This window comes from Candidatus Nanopelagicales bacterium, from assembly GCA_041393815.1.
Lineage (GTDB): Bacteria > Actinomycetota > Actinomycetes > S36-B12 > JAWKJK01 > JAWKJK01.
In genome coordinates, this window is the sequence record JAWKJK010000001.1 from 920,659 (window position 1) to 938,852 (window position 18,194).

16 protein-coding genes are annotated in these 18,194 nt (G+C 74.3%); 4 read left to right on the top strand and 12 right to left on the bottom strand.

From position 1 onward, the window contains the following. Window positions 1-8 precede the first annotated feature (8 nt). Entirely contained in the window at window positions 9-776 is a 768-nt protein-coding gene (locus R2737_04180; protein ID MEZ5115446.1) for a type 1 glutamine amidotransferase, read from the top strand. After that, a complete protein-coding gene (locus R2737_04185) occupies window positions 773-3,799 on the top strand; it encodes a bifunctional [glutamine synthetase] adenylyltransferase/[glutamine synthetase]-adenylyl-L-tyrosine phosphorylase (GenBank protein ID MEZ5115447.1) in 3,027 nt (1,008 codons plus the stop codon). The genes R2737_04180 and R2737_04185 overlap by 4 nt, the downstream gene beginning before the upstream one ends. A gap of 23 nt (window positions 3,800-3,822) precedes the next feature. Here the strand turns inward: R2737_04185 and R2737_04190 are convergent, their stop codons facing one another. The 5 genes from R2737_04190 to glnA form a co-directional block, all read right to left on the bottom strand. Beyond that, window positions 3,823-4,995 carry a phosphodiester glycosidase family protein gene (locus R2737_04190; GenBank protein ID MEZ5115448.1) on the bottom strand — a complete coding sequence of 391 codons (1,173 nt, stop codon included), beginning with the start codon at window positions 4,993-4,995 and terminating at the stop codon, window positions 3,823-3,825. Next, the gene (locus tag R2737_04195) at window positions 4,940-6,193 is read right to left on the bottom strand and encodes a HAMP domain-containing sensor histidine kinase (GenBank protein ID MEZ5115449.1); all 1,254 of its coding nucleotides are present in this window, start codon (window positions 6,191-6,193) and stop codon (window positions 4,940-4,942) included. Before R2737_04195 ends, R2737_04190 begins: the two co-directional genes overlap by 56 nt. A 52-nt stretch (window positions 6,194-6,245) precedes the next feature. Further along, window positions 6,246-6,926: a response regulator transcription factor gene (locus tag R2737_04200; GenBank protein ID MEZ5115450.1), complete on the bottom strand. Its 681-nt coding sequence runs from the start codon at window positions 6,924-6,926 to the stop codon at window positions 6,246-6,248. A gap of 97 nt (window positions 6,927-7,023) precedes the next feature. Next, window positions 7,024-7,914 carry a hypothetical protein gene (locus R2737_04205; protein MEZ5115451.1) on the bottom strand — a complete coding sequence of 297 codons (891 nt, stop codon included), beginning with the start codon at window positions 7,912-7,914 and terminating at the stop codon, window positions 7,024-7,026. A 252-nt stretch (window positions 7,915-8,166) separates the two neighbouring features. Next, complete coding sequence (glnA, locus tag R2737_04210; GenBank protein MEZ5115452.1) at window positions 8,167-9,588, bottom strand: type I glutamate--ammonia ligase; 1,422 nt, start codon at window positions 9,586-9,588, stop codon at window positions 8,167-8,169. Window positions 9,589-9,796: 208 nt separating this feature from the next. Here glnA and R2737_04215 point away from each other — a divergent pair, with 208 nt between their 5' ends. Next, on the top strand, window positions 9,797-10,267 hold the full coding sequence (locus tag R2737_04215; protein MEZ5115453.1) for an RDD family protein: 471 nt from the start codon (window positions 9,797-9,799) through the stop codon (window positions 10,265-10,267). Window positions 10,268-10,297: 30 nt separating this feature from the next. Here the strand turns inward: R2737_04215 and R2737_04220 are convergent, their stop codons facing one another. The 7 genes from R2737_04220 to R2737_04250 all read right to left on the bottom strand — a co-directional run bounded on the left by R2737_04220 (window position 10,298) and on the right by R2737_04250 (window position 16,430). Beyond that, window positions 10,298-11,233 carry a universal stress protein gene (locus R2737_04220; GenBank protein MEZ5115454.1) on the bottom strand — a complete coding sequence of 312 codons (936 nt, stop codon included), beginning with the start codon at window positions 11,231-11,233 and terminating at the stop codon, window positions 10,298-10,300. 28 nt (window positions 11,234-11,261) lie between these two features. Further along, complete coding sequence (locus tag R2737_04225) at window positions 11,262-11,990, bottom strand: DUF4191 domain-containing protein (GenBank protein ID MEZ5115455.1); 729 nt, start codon at window positions 11,988-11,990, stop codon at window positions 11,262-11,264. Window positions 11,991-12,065: 75 nt separating this feature from the next. Beyond that, on the bottom strand, window positions 12,066-12,611 hold the full coding sequence (locus R2737_04230; GenBank protein ID MEZ5115456.1) for a hypothetical protein: 546 nt from the start codon (window positions 12,609-12,611) through the stop codon (window positions 12,066-12,068). A 4-nt stretch (window positions 12,612-12,615) separates the two neighbouring features. Then, the gene (lipA, locus tag R2737_04235) at window positions 12,616-13,614 is read right to left on the bottom strand and encodes a lipoyl synthase (protein MEZ5115457.1); all 999 of its coding nucleotides are present in this window, start codon (window positions 13,612-13,614) and stop codon (window positions 12,616-12,618) included. 11 nt (window positions 13,615-13,625) lie between these two features. Further along, window positions 13,626-14,369, bottom strand: coding sequence for a lipoyl(octanoyl) transferase LipB (gene lipB / locus R2737_04240; GenBank protein ID MEZ5115458.1), 744 nt, complete (start codon window positions 14,367-14,369; stop codon window positions 13,626-13,628). 16 nt (window positions 14,370-14,385) lie between these two features. Then, complete coding sequence (locus tag R2737_04245; GenBank protein MEZ5115459.1) at window positions 14,386-15,126, bottom strand: peptidase E; 741 nt, start codon at window positions 15,124-15,126, stop codon at window positions 14,386-14,388. After that, entirely contained in the window at window positions 15,123-16,430 is a 1,308-nt protein-coding gene (locus R2737_04250) for an NAD(P)/FAD-dependent oxidoreductase (GenBank protein MEZ5115460.1), read from the bottom strand. The genes R2737_04245 and R2737_04250 overlap by 4 nt, the downstream gene beginning before the upstream one ends. A 114-nt stretch (window positions 16,431-16,544) precedes the next feature. Between R2737_04250 and R2737_04255 the strand changes: the two genes are divergently transcribed. Continuing rightward, window positions 16,545-18,149 carry a hypothetical protein gene (locus tag R2737_04255; GenBank protein MEZ5115461.1) on the top strand — a complete coding sequence of 535 codons (1,605 nt, stop codon included), beginning with the start codon at window positions 16,545-16,547 and terminating at the stop codon, window positions 18,147-18,149. The last annotated feature ends 45 nt before the right edge of the window (window positions 18,150-18,194 follow it).

Sequence of the window (18,194 nt, forward strand, 5' to 3'; positions counted from 1 at the left end):
TTCCGGGTGTGCCCGACTCGACGACCGTCCTCGCGATCCAGAGCGACCCGACCGACCCGCCGGGCCTGGTCGGGGAGTGGCTGGCGGAGGTCGGGATCGCGGTGACGGTGGTCCACGCGCACGCGGGCGAGCCGGTCCCGTCGACGGTCCCCGACGGGATCCACGGCCTGCTGCCCCTCGGCGGCGCGATGGCCGCGTGGGAGGACGAGGTCGCCCCGTGGCTGCCGGACACCCGCGCGCTGCTCGCGGACGCAGTGGACCGTGGCGTGCCGGTCCTGGGCCTGTGCCTGGGCGGCCAGCTGCTCGCCGGCGCCACCGGTGGCCGGCTGGGCGTCGCGCCGGTCGCCGAGGTCGGCGTGGTGACGGTCGGCCCGACGGCCGACGCCGCTGCCGATGAGGTGTTCGCCCGGGTCCCGGGGTCCGGCGACCCGGCCACGCGACTGCCGGCTGCGCAGTGGCACGGCGACGCCATCCTCGACCTGCCCGACGGCGCGGTGCTGCTGGCCACCAACGAGGCGTGCCCGGTGCAGGCGTTCCGGGTGGGGGATAGCGCCTGGGGGCTGCAGTTCCACCCCGAGGTCGACGGGGCGATCATCGGCTCCTGGGTGGGGGACGACGACGGCCCGCTGCTGCGCGCCGGCAGGGTCGGTGTCGACATCGGTGCGGAGGTCGACGACGCCCTTGCCGGGCTGGTGCGCGCGTGGCGCCCGCTCACCCACGCCTGGGCCGACGTCGTCCGGCGCTACGCGGCCGGCCGGGAGGCGCGGCCGGCGTGACCGAGGGCAGCCCGCCGCGCGGCCAGTCGTCCCGAGGGCGGCTGGTCCGGGCCGGGTTCACCGACGCCACCCGGGCCGAGCGGCTGCTGTCGGACCCCGCGCTCGCCGCGGTGGCCGACGACGACGAGGTGCTGGAGTCCCTGGGGTCCGCCGCGGACCCCGACCGGGCCCTGCTGCTGCTCCTGCGGGTCGTCGAGGCCGCGACCCGGTCCGGCGCGGCCGACGAGGCCCACGCGATGCTGGCCGCGCTGCGCGACGACCCGGCCGTGCGGGACCGGCTGCTGTCCGTCCTCGGGGTGTCCGAGGCGCTCGCCGAGCACCTGGAGCGGCACCCGGACCAGTGGCGCGTCCTGGCGGACCCCGAGGCGATGACCGGCCGCCGGGGGCGGGACGAGCTGCGCGCCGCCCTGCTGACGGCCGTGGGCGCCGACCCCGACGACGAGGCCCCGGTGGCGCGCGGGCACGGCCCGGAGGTCCTGGTCGACCAGCGGGTCGCCTACCGCCGGGCTTTGCTCGCCCTGGCGGCCCGTGATCTCGAGGGCGTGCTGGCCTTCGAGGACGTCACCGGCGAGCTGTCCGACCTCGCCGACGCGGTGCTGGAGGCCTCGCTGGCGATCGCCCGCGCCGAGGTGCCCGAGGCCCGGGACGCCTGCCGGCTGGCCGTCATCGCGATGGGCAAGTGCGGCGGACGGGAGCTGAACTACATCAGCGACGTCGACGTCATCTTCGTCGCCGAGCCGATGCCGGGTGCCGACGAGGCACCGGCGCTGGCCGCCGCGACCCGGCTGGCCACCGCGCTCATGCGCGCCACCAACGCGAGTACCCCCGAGGGGACCATCTGGGAGGTCGACCCGAACCTGCGCCCGGAGGGCCGGCAGGGCGCCCTGGTCCGCACCCTGGCCAGCCACCTCGGCTACTACGACCGCTGGGCGACCACCTGGGAGTTCCAGGCCCTGCTCAAGGCGCGTGCCGCCGCGGGCGACGCCGACCTCGGCGCGGCGTACGTGGACGCCGTCGCGCCGCTGGTGTGGGCGGCGGCCGACCGCGACGGGTTCGTCGAGGACGTGCAGGCCATGCGCCGGCGGGTGGAGGACACCATCCCCAGCCGAGAGGCGGACCGGCAGCTGAAACTGGGCCGCGGCGGGCTGCGGGACGTGGAGTTCTCCGTGCAGCTGCTGCAGCTGGTGCACGGCCGCAGCGACGTGCTGCTGCGCAGTCCCACCACGCTGCCGGCGCTGGAGGCGCTGGCGACCTGGGGCTACGTGGGCCGTGAGGACGCCTCGACGCTGGGCGCCGCCTACCGGTTCCTGCGCACCCTGGAGCATCGGATCCAGCTGCAACGGCTGAGGCGGTCGCACCTGGTACCCGACGACGAGGCCGACATGCGGCGGCTGGGTCGGTCACTGGGGTTCCGTACCGACCCGGTGGGCGAGCTGACGGCCGAGTGGCGGCGGCACGCGCGCGAGGTGCGCCGCCTGCACGAGAAGCTCTTCTACCGGCCGCTGCTCAATGCGGTCGCGCGGCTCGGCGCCGGCGAGGCGCGGCTGACGCCCGAGGCCGCGCAGGAGCGGCTGGAGGCCCTGGGGTACGTGGACCCGGCCGGCGCACTGCGCCATCTGGAGGCGCTGACCGCCGGGGTGAGCCGACGGGCGGCGATCCAGCGGACCCTGCTACCGGTGATGCTCGGCTGGTTCGCCGACGCCCCGTCCCCGGACGCGGGGCTGCTCGCGTTCCGTCAGGTGAGCGACGCCCTGGGGGCGACGCCGTGGTACCTGCGGCTGCTGCGCGACGAGTCGGCGGCCGCGGAGCGGATGGCCCGGGTGCTGGCCAGCAGCCGCTACGCCTCCGCGCTGCTGCTGCAGGCGCCGGAGGCCGTGTCGATGCTGGCCGACCCCTCGGAGCTGGCGCCTCGACCGGTGGAGTCGCTGGAGTCCGAGGCGCTGTCCGCGGTCGGCCGCAGCACCGATGCCGAGGCGGCGGTGCGCGCGGTGCGCGGCATCCGCCGGCGCGAGCTCTTCCGCACCGCCGTCGCCCAGATCCTCGGCCTGCTCGAGGTCGAGGAGGTCGGGGAGGCGCTGTCCGACGTCACGACGGCCACGATCCGCGGTGCGCTGCAGGCCGCGGTCCGCTCGGTCGCGCAGGAGCGCGGCGGCAAGCTGCCCACCCGGTTCTGCGTGGTCGCGATGGGTCGTTACGGCGGGGCCGAGCTGGGCTACGGCTCCGACGCCGACGTGATGTTCGTGCACGACCCGTTGCCGGGTGCCGACGAGAAGGACGCCGCCGACGCCGCGCTCGCGGTCGCCACGGAACTGCGCCGGCTGCTGATGGCTCCGTCTGCGGACCCGCCGCTGGAGATCGACGCGGACCTGCGGCCCGAGGGCCGGCAGGGCCCGCTGGTGCGCACCCTCGCCTCGTACGCCGCGTACTACGCCCGCTGGTCCTCGCCGTGGGAGGCGCAGGCACTGCTGCGGGCCCGACCCGTGGCGGGCGACGGTGAGCTGGGGGAGCGGTTCGAGGCGCTCGTGGACCCGCTGCGCTACCCGTCCGACGGCGTGGACGAGGCCGCGCTGCGCGAGATGCGCCGGCTGAAGGCCCGGATGGAGTCCGAGCGGCTGCCGCGCGGGGCCGATCCCGCGCTGCACACCAAGCTCGGCCGCGGCGGCCTGACCGACGTCGAGTGGGTCGCGCAGCTGCTGCAGCTGCAGCACGCGCACGACGTCCCCGCGCTGCGCTCCACCCGCACCGTGCCGGTGCTCCGCGCCGCCGCCGCGGCAGGGCTGCTGGACCCGGCAGACCCGGACGTGCTGGCCTCCGCCTGGCGCACCGCGACCCGGGTCCGCGACGCCGTGATGCTCGTCCGCGGGCGAGCCGGGGACCAGGTGCCGGGCGACGTCGTCGAGCTGGCCGGGGTCTCGCGCCTGCTGGGCTACCCGCCGGGCGGGTCCGGGCGCCTGGTGGAGGACTACAAGCGCGTCACCCGCCGGGCCCGCTCCGTCGTGGAGCGCGTCTTCTACGGGGAGTAGCGCTCGCCCGGGAGGGTCCTTCGCTACTCGTGGCGGGCGAGGATCTGGAACGAGTCCCGCTTGTAGCGCAGCAGGAAGCGGTCGCAGCCCTCGAGGATGCTCGGGTCGACCTTGTGGCACACCGGCGCCCCCGACTCGTCGTGGGAGAAGTAGAACCCCGCGGTCCACCAGTTGTTCATGTCCAGCGTCATCGCCCGCTGCACCCCGGCGCTCACCAAGGTGTCCGCCAGCCCTCCGGCGGACAGGTAGGGCGACCCGATGTAGACCAGGCTGCCGTCGGCGCGGACCCCCACGGCCGAGCGCCAGGCGAGGCTCTCGCCGTCGGTCGTGGCTCCCCACTGCCACGAGTCGGAGGCGTTGGTGACCTGCGACCGCCCCTTGTCCACGATGAGCTGCAGGTTCTGCCGGACGACCTCGACGTGGGGCGTCATCCGCAGGTCCCGTCCCCATTCGCCGATGTCCAGCCGGCCGTCGTCGTAGAACACGGCGGTGGCCACACCGTCACGCAGAGGGGCGACCGTCGTGCCCCCGTAGTAGTAGCCGCCACCACTGTCCTGCAGGCGGAACGCGCCGTTCCAGTTCGCCAGGACGTCCGGCCAGTACTTCTCCGGCAGTGCCCCGTCGTACGGGTTGGGGCCGCCCGGTTCCTGGTAGCCGGGGACGAACAGGGCGCGCGTCAGGGAGGTGTCGACCCACAGCAGCGACGCCAGCACCGAGGTGTGCACGTCGTCGGCCCGGACCCGGGTCATGTACAGCGCGGGCATGCCGTCCACCGGGAAGCCCACCGGTTGCCAGACCCCCTCCTTGGGCAGCGGGTCCGACACGGGGGACACCAGGCGGGCCGGGGGGTCGAGGTGCTGCCGCCCGGGGGCCGGACGGGGCGTCGGGCTGCCCGCCGCCACCGGCACCGTCGTGGCCGTGGCGGACGGCGGTGCGGTGGTGGGTGATGCGGTCGCGCTGGGTGTGCCGGCGCCGCGTCCCGTCACCGTGGTGGACGTCCCCGCCGGGACCGGGCTCGCGGTGAACCCGCCCTCGGCGGACAGGTCGGTGCTCAGGGTCGGCGTGCCCCCCACCGGCGCCCGGTCGAGCACGCGGTAGTAGACGTCCTCCGCCCGGGCGACGAACCAGCCGAGGCCGTGGTCACGGCCCCAGGTCGCGACCAGCACCTCGAACGGCTCGCCGTCGGACTCGCGCACCGTCCGGGCGAACGTCCAGCCCGCGGCGAAGCTGAGCCCGCCGAGCACGGCGACCACGACCCACGCGACCACGCGAAGGACCGGTCGCGACGAGGTGGCCACGTGGCTCATCGGGGGCACCGTACGCCTCAGTCCCCGCCCCGACGGTCAGCGACGCCCGACTCGCTGCGCAGTCTCCTCGGGCGACCGATCGAGGGCGGACCGCTCGCGATCCACCGTCGACGCCCGGGGCAGCTGCACCGACACGCACGCACCCTGGCCCGGTGCTGAGACCAGGTCGACGCTGCCCCCCCTGGGCGAGCACGAGGGCGCGGACGATGGGCAGGCCCAGTCCCGATCCGCGGGTCCCGTCCGCCGAGCTTCCGCGCCAGGCGCGGTCGAAGGCGTGGGGCACCTCCTCCGGACGGAATCCCGGGCCGGTGTCGCAGATGTCCAGCCGGCCGGCTCCCTGGTAGGGGCTGACCCGGACCGTCACGCGATCCCCACGACGGCAGTACCCGGCGGCGTTGGCCAGCAGGTTGCCCGCGACCTGCTGCACGCGGTCGGGGTCTGCGTGGACGATCACCCCCGGTGAGAAGTCCCGTACGACCTCGAGTCCCGCCGCGTCGAGAGCGCCCTGGTAGGCGCGCACCGCTCGCTCGGCGATCCTCGCGAGGTCCACGTCGCGCAGCTCCAGCTGCAGGTCGGGCGACTCGGCCGCAGCCAGCTCGGACAGGTCGTGGACGACCCGGCTGAGGCGGCGCACCTGGTCGTGCAGCGAGGCCAGGATCGCGTGGTCGGCGGCGACATGCCCGTCGCGCAGCTCCTCCAGCGTCGCCTGCAGCACGGTCAGGGGTGTCCGCAGCTCGTGCGCGATCTCGGCGGTGAGCTGCCGGCGGGCCTGCTCCGAACGGTCGATCTCGTCCGCCGCCACGGTCAGCGCCTGGGCGAGGTCGGCCAGCTCCGGCGGTGTCGGGCCGCTCGGACGGACCGAGTGGTCGCCCGCGGCGAACCGCTGCGCGGTGTCGATGTAGTCGTCGAACGGACGGGTGATCCGCCGTGCCATCGCCCACGCCAGGACCACGGCGGTCACCGCCGCGACCGCCGTCGCGGTGAGGAGCCAGCCGGTGGAGACGGCGTCCTCCGGGCTCGGCGGGACCGCCAGCAGGTGGGGCACGACGGTGCCCACGAACAGCACCGCGAGGGACAGCCCGGTCACCAGCAGGATGGCCCCGGCCAGTCGTCGGGCGAGCCGGTTGAGCCGCCAGTTGTTAGTCGCCATCGCGGTCGAGTCCCAGCCGGTAGCCGAAGCCGACCACCGTCTCGATCACCTCGTGCCCGTCGGGGCCGAGCTTGTGCCGAAGGTTCTTCACGTGCGAGTCGATCGCTCGTTCGTACCCGTCGAAGGTGTATCCGTTGACCCGCTCGATGAGCTCGCCGCGGGTGAAGACCTGGCCTGGGCGGCTGATCAGCGCGAGCAGCAGCTCCCACTCGCCCGGGGTGAGGTTCAGCTCCGCCTCGTCGAGGACCACCCGGTGACGGGCCTCGTCGACGCGCAGTCTGCCGGCGCCGAAGGACTGCACCGTGGGCTGTGCGCGGGGTCCGCGGGCCAGGATCGCCTGCGCCCGCAGCACGACCTCCGTCGGGCTGAACGGCTTCACCACGTAGTCGTCGGCGCCCATCCGCAGCCCGGCGATCCGGTCGTCGAAGCCGGACCGCGCGGTGAGGACCAGCACCGGTATCGACGGGACCGTGGCCGCGAGGACCTCGGTGCCGTCGATGTCGGGAAGCCCCAGGTCGAGCAGCACCAGGTCCGGTTGGTCCTCCTCGATGATGCGCAGTGCGGCGGCCCCGGTGGCAGCGGTCAGGACGGACAGGCCCTCGCGCTCCAGGTAGCGGCGCAGGACCTCCCGAATGTCGACCTCGTCCTCGACCACGAGAACGGTTCTCACACATACAGTTTCGGGTCCCGCGCACCCGAGTGCCAGGGACCTAGGGACCGCTGCGGGGTCGGCCGAACGGGCCGACCCCGCAGCGTAGACACCTGTTCTACGGACGGTGTCCGCCACCGCCACCCCCGCCTCCGCCGCCCACCGTGATGGTGAGGGTGAGGCTGTGGCCGTCGAGGCTGATGACACCCGCGTCCGCTCCGCTGAACGTCACCCCCGGGAACGTGTACGTGATGTCGTAGTCACCCGGCTCGGTGACCCGCAGGTTGTAGCCGTACACGACGCGCCCCGTGGCGTTGATCTCCGACCGAGCGGCCGGCTCCACCAGCTCTCCGTCGATGGTGAGGCTTCCCGGGGCCGCCACCCGTGTCTCGGGGTACGGCGTGGCCGAGACCGCCTTGAAGCCGCCGGCCCCGTCATCGACCGCCAGCGTGCCGTAGGCGGACTCGCGGTCCAACTTCGACGGCTCGAGCTTCATCACGCTCCAGCCGGTCATCTCCGGCACCGTCATGATCGCGGCGTCCGGGAAGAGGCCGAGCTCCACCCGGATCGGGCTGCCGGCCTTGAGCTTCGCGTCACCGGTGAGGTTGTCGCCCCATGCCCCGGTCACGGTGGCCGACGTCAGGCCCTGCACGCACCCGGCCTGCCACTTGTGGATGCCTTGGACGTAGTAGTAGTTCGCATCGATCTCGTATCCGGCCAGAGGGGTGCCGGACGGTGGGACTGAGGTCACGCCGTCGCAGGTCAGACCAGTGATTGCCGGGCCGACGAACAGCGTGGGGACCGACAGGCTGTTCGACGTGGTCTCCTCGCCGGGACCACCGCCACCGCCGCCGCCACCTCCACCACCTCCACCACCACCGGGACCGCCACCTCCACCGCCACCGCCGGGACCGCCCCTGGCGAAGGCCGCCCCGGGAGCGGCGAGGACCGCCGCTGTCGCCACCGCTGCGATGCCGACCAGGACCCGCCTCACACTCCGTGCAGTCATCGCAACTCCTTTCCCCGTCACCGCTACCACCTCCACTGTTCCGCGGGGCGATGGCCGGAATGTGGTCGCGGTGTGGGGATCTGGTGATGACGGCCCGGGACGGGCGAAGGCCCCGGCACCGACGGGCGCGTCGGGTACCGGGGCCTCCGCTTGCGAGGCGATCCACCGGATGACTCCGGTGCCTGACGGACCGAGGTGGGTCCGCAGGTCCTGTGGGCCTCGCGGGTGATCCCTGCGGATCAGAGTCGCGACTCAGATGTCGTAGTAGAGCTCGAACTCGTGCGGGTGCGGGCGCAGCCGGATCGGGTCGACCTCGTTCGACCGCTTCCAGTCGATCCAGGTCTCGATCAGGTCGGCCGGGAAGACCCCGCCGGCCTGCAGGTACTCGTTGTCCTTCTCCAGCTCGTCCAGGACGGCGCCGAGCGAGCCGGGCACCTGCGGGATCGCGGCGTGCTCGTCCGGCGGCAGCTCGTACAGGTCCTTGTCGACCGGTGCCGGCGGCTCGATCTTGTTCTTGATGCCGTCCAGACCGGCCATGAGCATCGCCGAGAACGCCAGGTACGGGTTGCTCGACGGGTCCGGCACCCGGAACTCGATCCGCTTCGCCTTCGGCGAGGTGCCGGTGACCGGGATGCGGATGCAGGCGGAGCGGTTGCGGGCCGAGTAGACCAGGTTGACCGGCGCCTCGAAGCCGGGGACCAGCCGGTGGTAGGAGTTCACCGTCGGGTTGGTGAACGCCAGCAACGACGGCGCGTGGTGCAGCAGGCCGCCGATGTACCAGCGGGCCAGGTCGGACAGGCCGCCGTAGCCGAGCTCGTCGTAGAACAGCGGGTCCCCGCCCTTCCACAGCGACTGGTGGCAGTGCATGCCGGAGCCGTTGTCGCCGAACAGCGGCTTGGGCATGAAGGTCACGGTCTTGCCGTTGCGCCAGGCCACGTTCTTGATGACGTACTTGAACAGCATCACCTGGTCGGCGGCGTGCAGCAGGGTGTTGAACTTGTAGTTGATCTCGGCCTGCCCGGCGGTACCCACCTCGTGGTGCGCGCGCTCGACCTCCAGGCCGACCTGCTGCAGCGTCTGCGTCATCTCGTCGCGCAGGTCGGCGTAGTGGTCGACCGGCGGGACGGGGAAGTAGCCGCCCTTGTACGGGGTCTTGTAGCCCAGGTTCGGGCCCTCGTCCCGACCGGAGTTCCACTTACCCTCGATCGAGTCGATGTAGTAGTAGCCGGCGTTCTGCTTGGTCTCGAACCGGACGTCGTCGAAGATGTAGAACTCGGCCTCGGGGCCGAAGTACGCGGTGTCCGCGATGCCGGTCGACTGTAGGTAGGCCTCGGCCTTGGCCGCCACCGTGCGCGGGTCGCGGGAGTACGGCTCACCGGTGAACGGGTCCACGATCGAGAAGTTCATGACCAGCGTCTTCTCGGTCCGGAACGGGTCCAGGTAGGCCGTCACGGGGTCCGGGATGAGCTTCATGTCCGACTCGTGGATCGCCTGGAAGCCGCGGATCGACGAGCCGTCGAACATCAGCCCGTCATTGAACGCGGCCTCGCCGAACGATCCGGCCGGCACGTTGAAGTGCTGCATGACGCCCGGGAGGTCCACGAACCGGACGTCCACGAACTGCACGTCGTTGTCCTTGACGTACCCCAGCACCTCGTCAGCGTTGCTGAACATCACACCTCCACTGGTCCCCGCGTCCCACCTCGGACCGACCGGGGTCGCTATCGCCTCGCCGGCGGCCGACTGCCGCCCACGTCGGGGACGCTAGGGAGGGGCGATTTCTCGACGGTGTCCCGATTGTTTCCGCCGTGTTACGCGGGTGACGCCGCGCCGGCAGGTGCCCCCGGAGGCGGGTGTGGGCACCCCGGATACGGTGACTCGCATGGCCGACCGGCGTGCTGACCTCGGCGCGGACGAGCCGCGCGGGGTCCGGCTGGGGCTGCCGGCCGAGGGTCCGGGCGCGGTCGCCGGCCTGGGCCGACGGTTCGCCGCGCTGGCGGTGGACTGGATCGCGGCCATCCTGCTGTCGCGGCTGTTCTTCCCTCAGTTGGAGTACGGCGGGCCGGAGAGCGCGGCGGCGATCCTCACCATCTTCGGCGCCGAGGTGTTCCTGCTGACCTGGCTGACCGGGGCGTCCTTCGGCCAGCGGATCCTCGGGGTCGCGGTCATCCGGGTGCCGGTCATGGCGCCGCGGGATCCGTCGGGCCAGCCGGTCCGTCACCTCGGCGTGGGCCGAACGGCGCTGCGCACGCTGCTGCTGTGCCTGGTCATCCCGGCCGTCGTGATCGACCGGGACGGACGCGGCCTGCACGACCGGGCCGCCGGCTCGGTCGTGGTGCGGGCACGGTCCTGACGGCTCCCTCGCGGATCGGAGCCCTCCGGTTTAGTCCTGGTGGTCTCGGCTCCCCGGGCCGACCACGATCACCGGGCACCGGGCGTTTCGGACCAGGTGGTCGGCGACCGAGCCCAGCAGGGCGCGCCTCAGCGACCCTCGTCCCCGGGTCCCCGCGACCAGGACGCGGGCCGAGACGTCGTCCGCGTGCGCGCACAGGGCCGGGCCGGGATCTCCCTCCAGCGCGACCGTCTTCAGGTTCCCCCCGACGACCGGCCTGAGCGCGTGCGCGGTCGCGTCGAGCGCCGCTCGTGCCCCCTCGTCCCGCTCGGCCTGCATCCGGCGTTGCTCCTCGGACGACGTCAGGACATGCTCGAGGCCGCTTCCGTCGTAGGGGACCGGAAGCCGGAGCGGGGCCACCACGGTCGCGATCTCCACCGGTACCGCTGTGAGCAGCGGGATGCTGACCCCTCCTGCGTGCAGGGCGAGGTCCGAGCCGTCGGTGCAGAGCACGGCCGGTCCGATCCGGTCGTGCTCTGCGTCCGGCCCGACGGTCAGCACCGGGCACGGCGCGTTGCGTACGACATGGTCGGTGACGGAGCCCAGGACCGCTCGCGCGACGCCCCCGCGACCGCGGGTACCGACGACGATGAGGCCCGCGTCGGAGTCCCGGGCTGCGTCGCACAGCGCTGGTCCGGCGGGCCCGGTCAGCACGAGGGTGTCGACCGACGGGAGACCGAGCTGTTCGCGTGCCGTCTGCAGGAGGTCCGCGCCGGCAACCCGCGATGCGCGGACGTCCTCGGCGTACTCCTCCTCGGTGAGGACCCTGCCCGCGAAGCCGGCCCCGGTCACCAGCGTGGGGTCCGGCTCGGGGACGGCGGTCACCAGGACCACCCGGGAGCGGTCGAGGTCGAGCAGAGCCAGCCCCGTGGAGATCGCCCGGAGGGACGCCTCCGATCCGTCGGTGGCGCACAGCACCCTGATCACGGCGAACCCGTCCCCGTGCCCGCCGGCCTCAGGGCCGCGGGGTCTTGGGCATCCGGGCGTTCTTGGGCAGCGGGCCCTTGGGCACCGGCAGCGGGGCCTTGGTGACGGCGTCCAGCCGCTGCCGCACCGCGGTGACCTCGCCGGGACGCAGCGCCTTGGGCATCTTGGTGAGTTCGCGCTGGAGCTTCTCCAGCGGGACCTGGCCCTCCTCGTTGCCGACCTGCACCTCGTAGATCGGGGTCTCGGGCAGGAAGCGGGCGGTCTTCTTCCGCTCGTTGGCCAGCAGGTGCGTCACCCGGCTGCTCGGGCCCTCCGACACCAGGATCACGCCGGGGCGGCCGACCACGCGGTGCACCAGGTCCTGGCCCTTGGTCACGGCCACCGCGGGGGAGACAAACCAGCCGCCGCGCAGGCTCTGTACGACGGCGGCGGCGGCACCGGGCTGGCCCTCGATCTGCCGGTACGCGGCCCGCATCGCCCGCCGGCTGAAGATGTAGGTCGCCGCCAGCAGGCCGGAGGGGATGGCCAGCAGGATCGCGGTGGGCCAGTTGAGCAGCAGGCTGATCGGGACGAAGACCAGCGCGCCGACGCCCACGAGCCAGGCCAGCAGGATCCACCCGATCCGCGGGTCGGACTCCCGCGTCATCCGGTAGTTCTCCATCAGCTGGCTGATCCGCCCGCCGCCGGAGCGACGGCGGCGCCGCTTCGTGGGGGCGCCGCTGTCGGGCGCGTTCGTCTTCGCGGGGTCCTCGGCCATGGCGGTCAGCCTAGGACGCGGGCAGGGCCGCCCGGAAACCGCGCCGGACCACGGCTGCGGCCGGGGCTCGGTGGGTCAGGCGTGCGGGAGCCGGACCTCGATGCCGTCCCCGGGGCGCACCGGGCCCGGGTGCTCGACCCAGCCGGTGACCCCGCGCAGGCCCATCGCCGCCTTGGGGAACGCCTCCGGCCGGGTGCCGTAGCGCTCCGACACCATCGCGCCGGCGATGGTGCAGGGCGTGTTCTCGCCCCACAGGAGCAGGACCGCGCCGCTGGCGAACACCAGCCGGGTCAGCGGCGGGAGGCCGGTCAGGTCCGGGATGCCCTCGGTGTAGACGTTGTCCGCGATCAGACCCGGGTCCATCCGGGGGATGCCCAGCGCGGCCGCGACCCGTTCCATCTCCGCGGCGTCGACCAGCGACACCTGGCGGTGGTTGCGGATCTCGGTGCCGCGTTCGTAGTGCTCGCGTTGCCGGCTGTCCGAGCGCATGGTGAGGCCGTGGTGCCGATCCCCGACCGGGCCGCCCCAGTCCAGCTCCAGCGGGTCGGCCGGGACCGGGACGTCCGCGCCGGAGGGCCACACGTGGGTGGCGACGACCCGGGCCGTCCGGTGCGGACTCACCGGCTCACTCGCCGGCCGGGGACATGGCCCCGACGGTGATCGTGGCCGCACCGCCGGACTCCCGGGCGGCCAGGGCCTGACGGTAGAGCCGGCCGGCGCGGTACGAGGAGCGGACCAGCGGGCCGGACATGACGCCCGCGAAGCCGAGTGCCGTGGCGGTGTCGGCGAGCGCGACGAACTCCTCCGGCCGGACCCAGCGGACCACCGGGTGGTGTCGGGGGGTGGGTCGCAGGTACTGGGTGATGGTCACCAGGTCGCAGCCGGCCGCGTGCAGGTCGGCCAGCGCCTGCTCGACCTCCTCCGGCTCCTCGCCCATGCCGAGGATCAGGTTGGACTTGGTGACCAGGCCGACGGCGCGGGCCTGGGTGAGGACGTCCAGCGACCGCTCGTAGCGGAAGGCCGGCCGGATCCGCTTGAACAGCCGGGGCACCGTCTCCAGGTTGTGCGCCAGCACCTCCGGGACCGAGTCGAACACCTCGCCGAGCAGGTCCGGTTTCCCGGAGAAGTCGGGGATGAGCACCTCGACGCCGGTGCCGGGATTGAGGTCGTGGATGCGCCGCACGGTCTCGGCGTACAGCCACGCGCCCTCGTCCGGCAGGTCGTCGCGGGCCACCCCCGTGACGGTCGCGTACCGCAGCCGCATCGACGCCACCGACTCGGCCACCCGGCGCGGCTCGTCGCGGTCCAGTGGCGCGGGCCGGCCGGTGTCGATCTGGCAGAAGTCGCAGCGACGGGTGCACTGCTCGCCGCCGATGAGGAAGGTGGCCTCGCGGTCCTCCCAGCACTCGTAGATGTTGGGGCAGCCGGCCTCCTGGCAGACCGTGTGCAGGCCCTCGCGGGTGACCAGGTCGCGGATCTCGCGGTACTCCGGGCCGGTGCGCAGCCGGGTGCGGATCCACTCCGGCTTGCGCTCGATCGGGACCTCCGCATTGCGTGCCTCCACCCGCAGCAGCCGGCGGCCGTCGATGCTGGCGCCGGTGTACGGGGAGGCGGGGTCGGTCACGAGGGACGAGCCTACGCCGGACCGGTGCGGACCGCGTCCGCGGCGGAGCCGGGGGTACGGGGTGCCGCGGCGGGTCCGAACACCTCGGCCAGATGGCCCCGCACCAGAGGCAGCGCCTCGGCGACGGTGACCCGGCGGCCCAGCTCGGCGGTGAGCGAGGTGACCCCGGCGTCCGCGATACCGCACGGCACGATCCGGTCGAACCAGGTCAGGTCGCAGTCGCAGTTGAGGGCGAAGCCGTGCATGGTGACCCCGCGGGACACCCGGACCCCCACGGCGGCGACCTTGCGCTCCGGACGGCCGGGGCGGGCGACGCCGATGCCCGCGGCGATCCGGGGCGCGCTCGGGGCCGTGTCGTCGGCGGGCACCCACACCCCGCTGCGCCCGGCGACCCGCTCGGTGGCCAGTCCCAGGTCGGCGCAGGTCCGGATCAGGACCTCCTCCAGCCGGCGCACGTGCGCGACGACGTCGACCGGCTCGCCGAGCCGCACGATCGGGTAGCCGACCAGCTGGCCCGGCCCGTGCCAGGTGATCCGGCCGCCGCGGTCGACGTCGACGACCGGCGTGCCGTCCGTCGGCCGGTCGCCGGGCTCGGTGCGTCGACCGGCGGTGTAGACCGGCGGGTGCTCCAGCAGCAGCACGGTGTCGGACTCGATCCCGTCGGCGACCGCCGCGTGCAGACGGCGCTGTTGCTCCCAGGCGTCCTCGTACCCGACCGGGTCGGGCCCGAGCGGGACGATGCGCAGCGGCGGCATGGCGCCAGCGTAGGCGTCAGCCGACCGGGCCCACCGGCAACCGCGTCTCGACGACCTCGGCGCCGACCCGCTCGACCCGGTACGCGGCCGGACCGCTTGCCGGATCCGCCGCGTCCCGGTCGGACAGCACGGCGACCGGCTCGGTGCCCTCGTACAGGATCCCGACGCCGTCGTCCGTGGCGTACGACGTGGGGAGCGTCCCGTCGCCGACCAGGCCGTGCAGCAGCGGGCGGCGTTGCTCCTCGGAGTCGTAGTGGACACCGTTGCCGTACGGCAGGAACGCCAGGGCGTCGGTGACCGCGCGCAGCTGCGGGCCGAAGGAGTCGGTGGTGCCGCCGACGTGCCAGCAGATCGAGCCTGCGGACACGCCTGCGAGCACGGCGCCGCGCTCCCACGCCGCTCGGAGTGCGGTGTCCACTCCGTGCAACCGCCACAGTGCCAACAGGTTCGCGACGCTGCCACCACCGACCCACACCACGTCCGCGGCCGCGATCGTCGCCTCGACGTCCGCGTTGGGCTGCGGGAAGAGGGCCAGGTGCGTCACGTCGCAGGACAACGACGACAGCGCGGCGTAGCTGCGGGCGAGGTAGGCAGGATCGTCCCCGGCCGCAGTCATGACCAGGCACACCGTCGGTCGCTGGGAACCGCTGAGCCGCAACGCCTCCCGGATGAGTCCGCCGGGCGCGGCCACCCCCCATCGATCCGTGGGGACGAACCCTCCGCTGGTCGCGAGGATGCGTCGGGTCGGTGCCGTCATGCGGGTGCCTCCGTGGTTCGAGGTGACGCCGAGGACCCGTGCGGGACCCGGAGGTCCGCGAGGACGGCGTCCGCCGTGCGGCGGCCGCTGACCAGGGCGCCCTGGATCGACGCGGTGTCGCGGTGGTCGCCCGCCACGTACACGCCGTCGCCCAGCCTGACCTCGCGTCGCACGTCCAGCGGCGGCGTCATCGCGGGCAGCGCGTACGGGATCGGGTAGCGGGCGACCTGCTCCCACCGTGAGGTGTCGACGCCGTACAGCAGCGACAGGTGAGCGCGCACCGCGAGATCGTCGTCGGGCGAGTCGTGCAGCCCCAGCGCGGACGACGACACCAGCACCCGGCCGTCGGAGGCGTAGCCCGGTGCGGCGTTGGTCACCACGACGGTGTTGACCAGTGGGCCCCGCCGCTGACCGTCCACCACGAGGATGCCGCGGCCGCCGGTCAGGTCGCCGGGGTCGGTGTCCGCCAGGTGGTACCAGGTGGTGACGGGGTGCCCCTCGGGCACGTCGAGTCCCGGCAGCAGTGCACCCGCGGTCGCCGGGTCGGTGGCGACAACCACTGCGTCGCAACGGATCTCATCGCTCTCGGCGGGTCGTACGACACCCGCTCCGACGGACTCCACCGGGACGCCGAGATGGACTGTGCCCTCGGGCAGGGCGGCAGCGATCTGCGCCGGGATCGCGCCCATCCCGTCCGCGGGGACCGAGGGGACGCCGCGGACGAATGACCGGAGCACCAGGTCCAGGAACCGTCGCGACGTCGCCAGCTCGTCCTCGAGGAAGACCCCGGCCAGGAACGGACGCAGCAGGCGATCGACGAGTGCATCGTCGGCCCCGGCGCGGCGCAGCGCGGTGAGCGCGTCCACGTCGGGCTCGGTGCGCAGGTGCGCGAGGCTGCTGCGGGCGCGGGACGCGGCGTACGCGGCGAACCTCAGCCGGGCGACCGGGGAGCCGACCGGGGCGAGCGCGCCGTCGAGGGCCCAGGTCGGTCGGCGGCGGGGGTCCGCCAGGCGGTGCCGCCGGTCCCCGAGGGCCACCTCGACCCCGGGCTCGAACGGGCGCAGCGACAGCGCCTCGTGGTCCAGCAGCCGGGCACCCTCGGGGTAGGCGGGGTTGTAGAGCTGGAACCCCCTGTCGAGCAGCAGGCCGTCCACGGTGTCGGTGCGCACCCGGCCGCCGACCCCGTCCGAGGCCTCGAGCACGCGGACGTCCACGCCGTGGATCGCGAGCTGGCGGGCGGCGGCGAGCCCGGCCAGGCCGGCCCCGACGACGACGACCTGCGCGGAGGTGGGCGGTTCGGGCACGGGAGGACGCTACCGGCCGCTCGGTGTCAAGGCCTCCGGGCGCAGGCTGTGGACGAGCCGGGTCTGTGGACGGGCCCGTGCGCGCTCCGCCCGGCGGGGCGCAGCATCGGCCGCATGCGCCCGCCCGCCACCGCGTCGTCGCCGGGTCCCCGCGTGACCCGCCTGCTGCCCCAGCCACCGGACCTGGTCGCTCGCGACGCACTGCGCCGCCGGCTGCGACGGCTGTCGCGCACCAGTTCGCCCGGACTGCCGCGGATCGTGGGCGTCGGCCTGGACCCCTCGGGGGTGACCGTCGAGTACGAGATGCCGCGCGACCCGGTCCACGGCGCGTCCCTGGCCGTCGCGCCCGGTGGCCCGGGCGAACCGGTCCGCGACGTGGCAGCATCGGCTGCCGCGGTGGCGGCGGTGTCGTCGGCCCTGGCCGCGGTGCATGCGGCGGACCTGCACCTCGGGGGGCTGGTGGCCCCGGCCGTGCGGGACCTCGGGCACGGCGCCGTGCTCCTGCTGCCGGACGGGCTGCGGCCCCAGTCCGACGACGCGACGGCCGCGCGGACCGAACGGTCCACCGACGTCACCGCGCTCGCCCGCTGGTCCCTCGGCGTCCTGCCGGCCGGGGGGCTGCAGGACGACGACGACACCGCGCTGCTGGTGGACCTGCTGCTGCGCGGACGGCGTCCGGGCACGACCACGGCGGCCGACCTCGCCCAGGCCGCGATCGCGGTGGCCGCGCGCTACCGGGCGCCGACCCGCGTGGTCGGCGAGGCGACCCCGGCGGCGCGTGCGGTCCCGTCACCGCCAGCGTCGCCTCCTGCCCGGCGTGGCAGCGGCCGCGGTCCCGAGGGTCCGGTCGACCCGTCCCGACCCGGTGACCGGTCCGGGACCTCGCGCCCCGGGGTCGTCCGGACGGACCGGCCGCCCCGCACGCGGGCCCGCTCCACCCGGGCAGCGACCGCGGACCCCGGGCCCGGGCGTCGCTGGCCGTGGCTGCTGCCGCTGGCCCTGGCCTTCGTCGTGGTCGCGGTCGCCGGCGCCGCGCGGGTCAGCCGCGACGCCACCCAGGAGGCTGCCACTGAGGAGATCGCCGCCCCGGGGGCAGCCGACGCGGCACGGTCCGCTGCGGACGTCGCGGCGCCGCCACCCGCTCCACCCGTGCCGGCGTCGGCGCAGCCGCTGCCCGCACCGGAGTCCCTGGCGGCTGCCGAGGCCTGGGTCACGGAGACGGCACCACCAGCGCCGACGACCGCGCCGACGACCGTCGCGCCGGCAACGCCTCTCACGACGGTGGCCCCGACCGCGGCCACGACCGCGGCGGTGTCCACGGCCCCGTCCCGTGCCGGCGAGTGGAGAGCGGTGCTCGAGGAACTGGACCGGGCGCGGCTCGCGGCGTTCGCGGCCGCGGACCCCACCCTCCTCTCCGGCGCCGATGCGCCCGGCTCCCCGGCCTGGGACCGCGACCGGACCGCGGTGCAGGACCTGGCCCGCCGTGGCCTGTCCGTGGCCGGCCTGTCGACCCGCCTGCTCCGGGTGTCGCCGGTGCGGTCCGGGGTCGGCACCGACCGGGTCCTGCTCGAGGTCCGGGACCGCCGGTCGGCGTACGCCCTGGTGGACGAGCTCGGCACACCGGTGGTCCGCCGTCCCGCGGGGCCGCCGCGCGCCTGGCGCGTGACGCTGGTGCGGACCGGGGACGGGTGGCGCTACCACGATGCCGTCCCCGCCTGACCACCGCGCGTCCTCAGCAGTGGATCTTCCGCGGAAGATCGACAC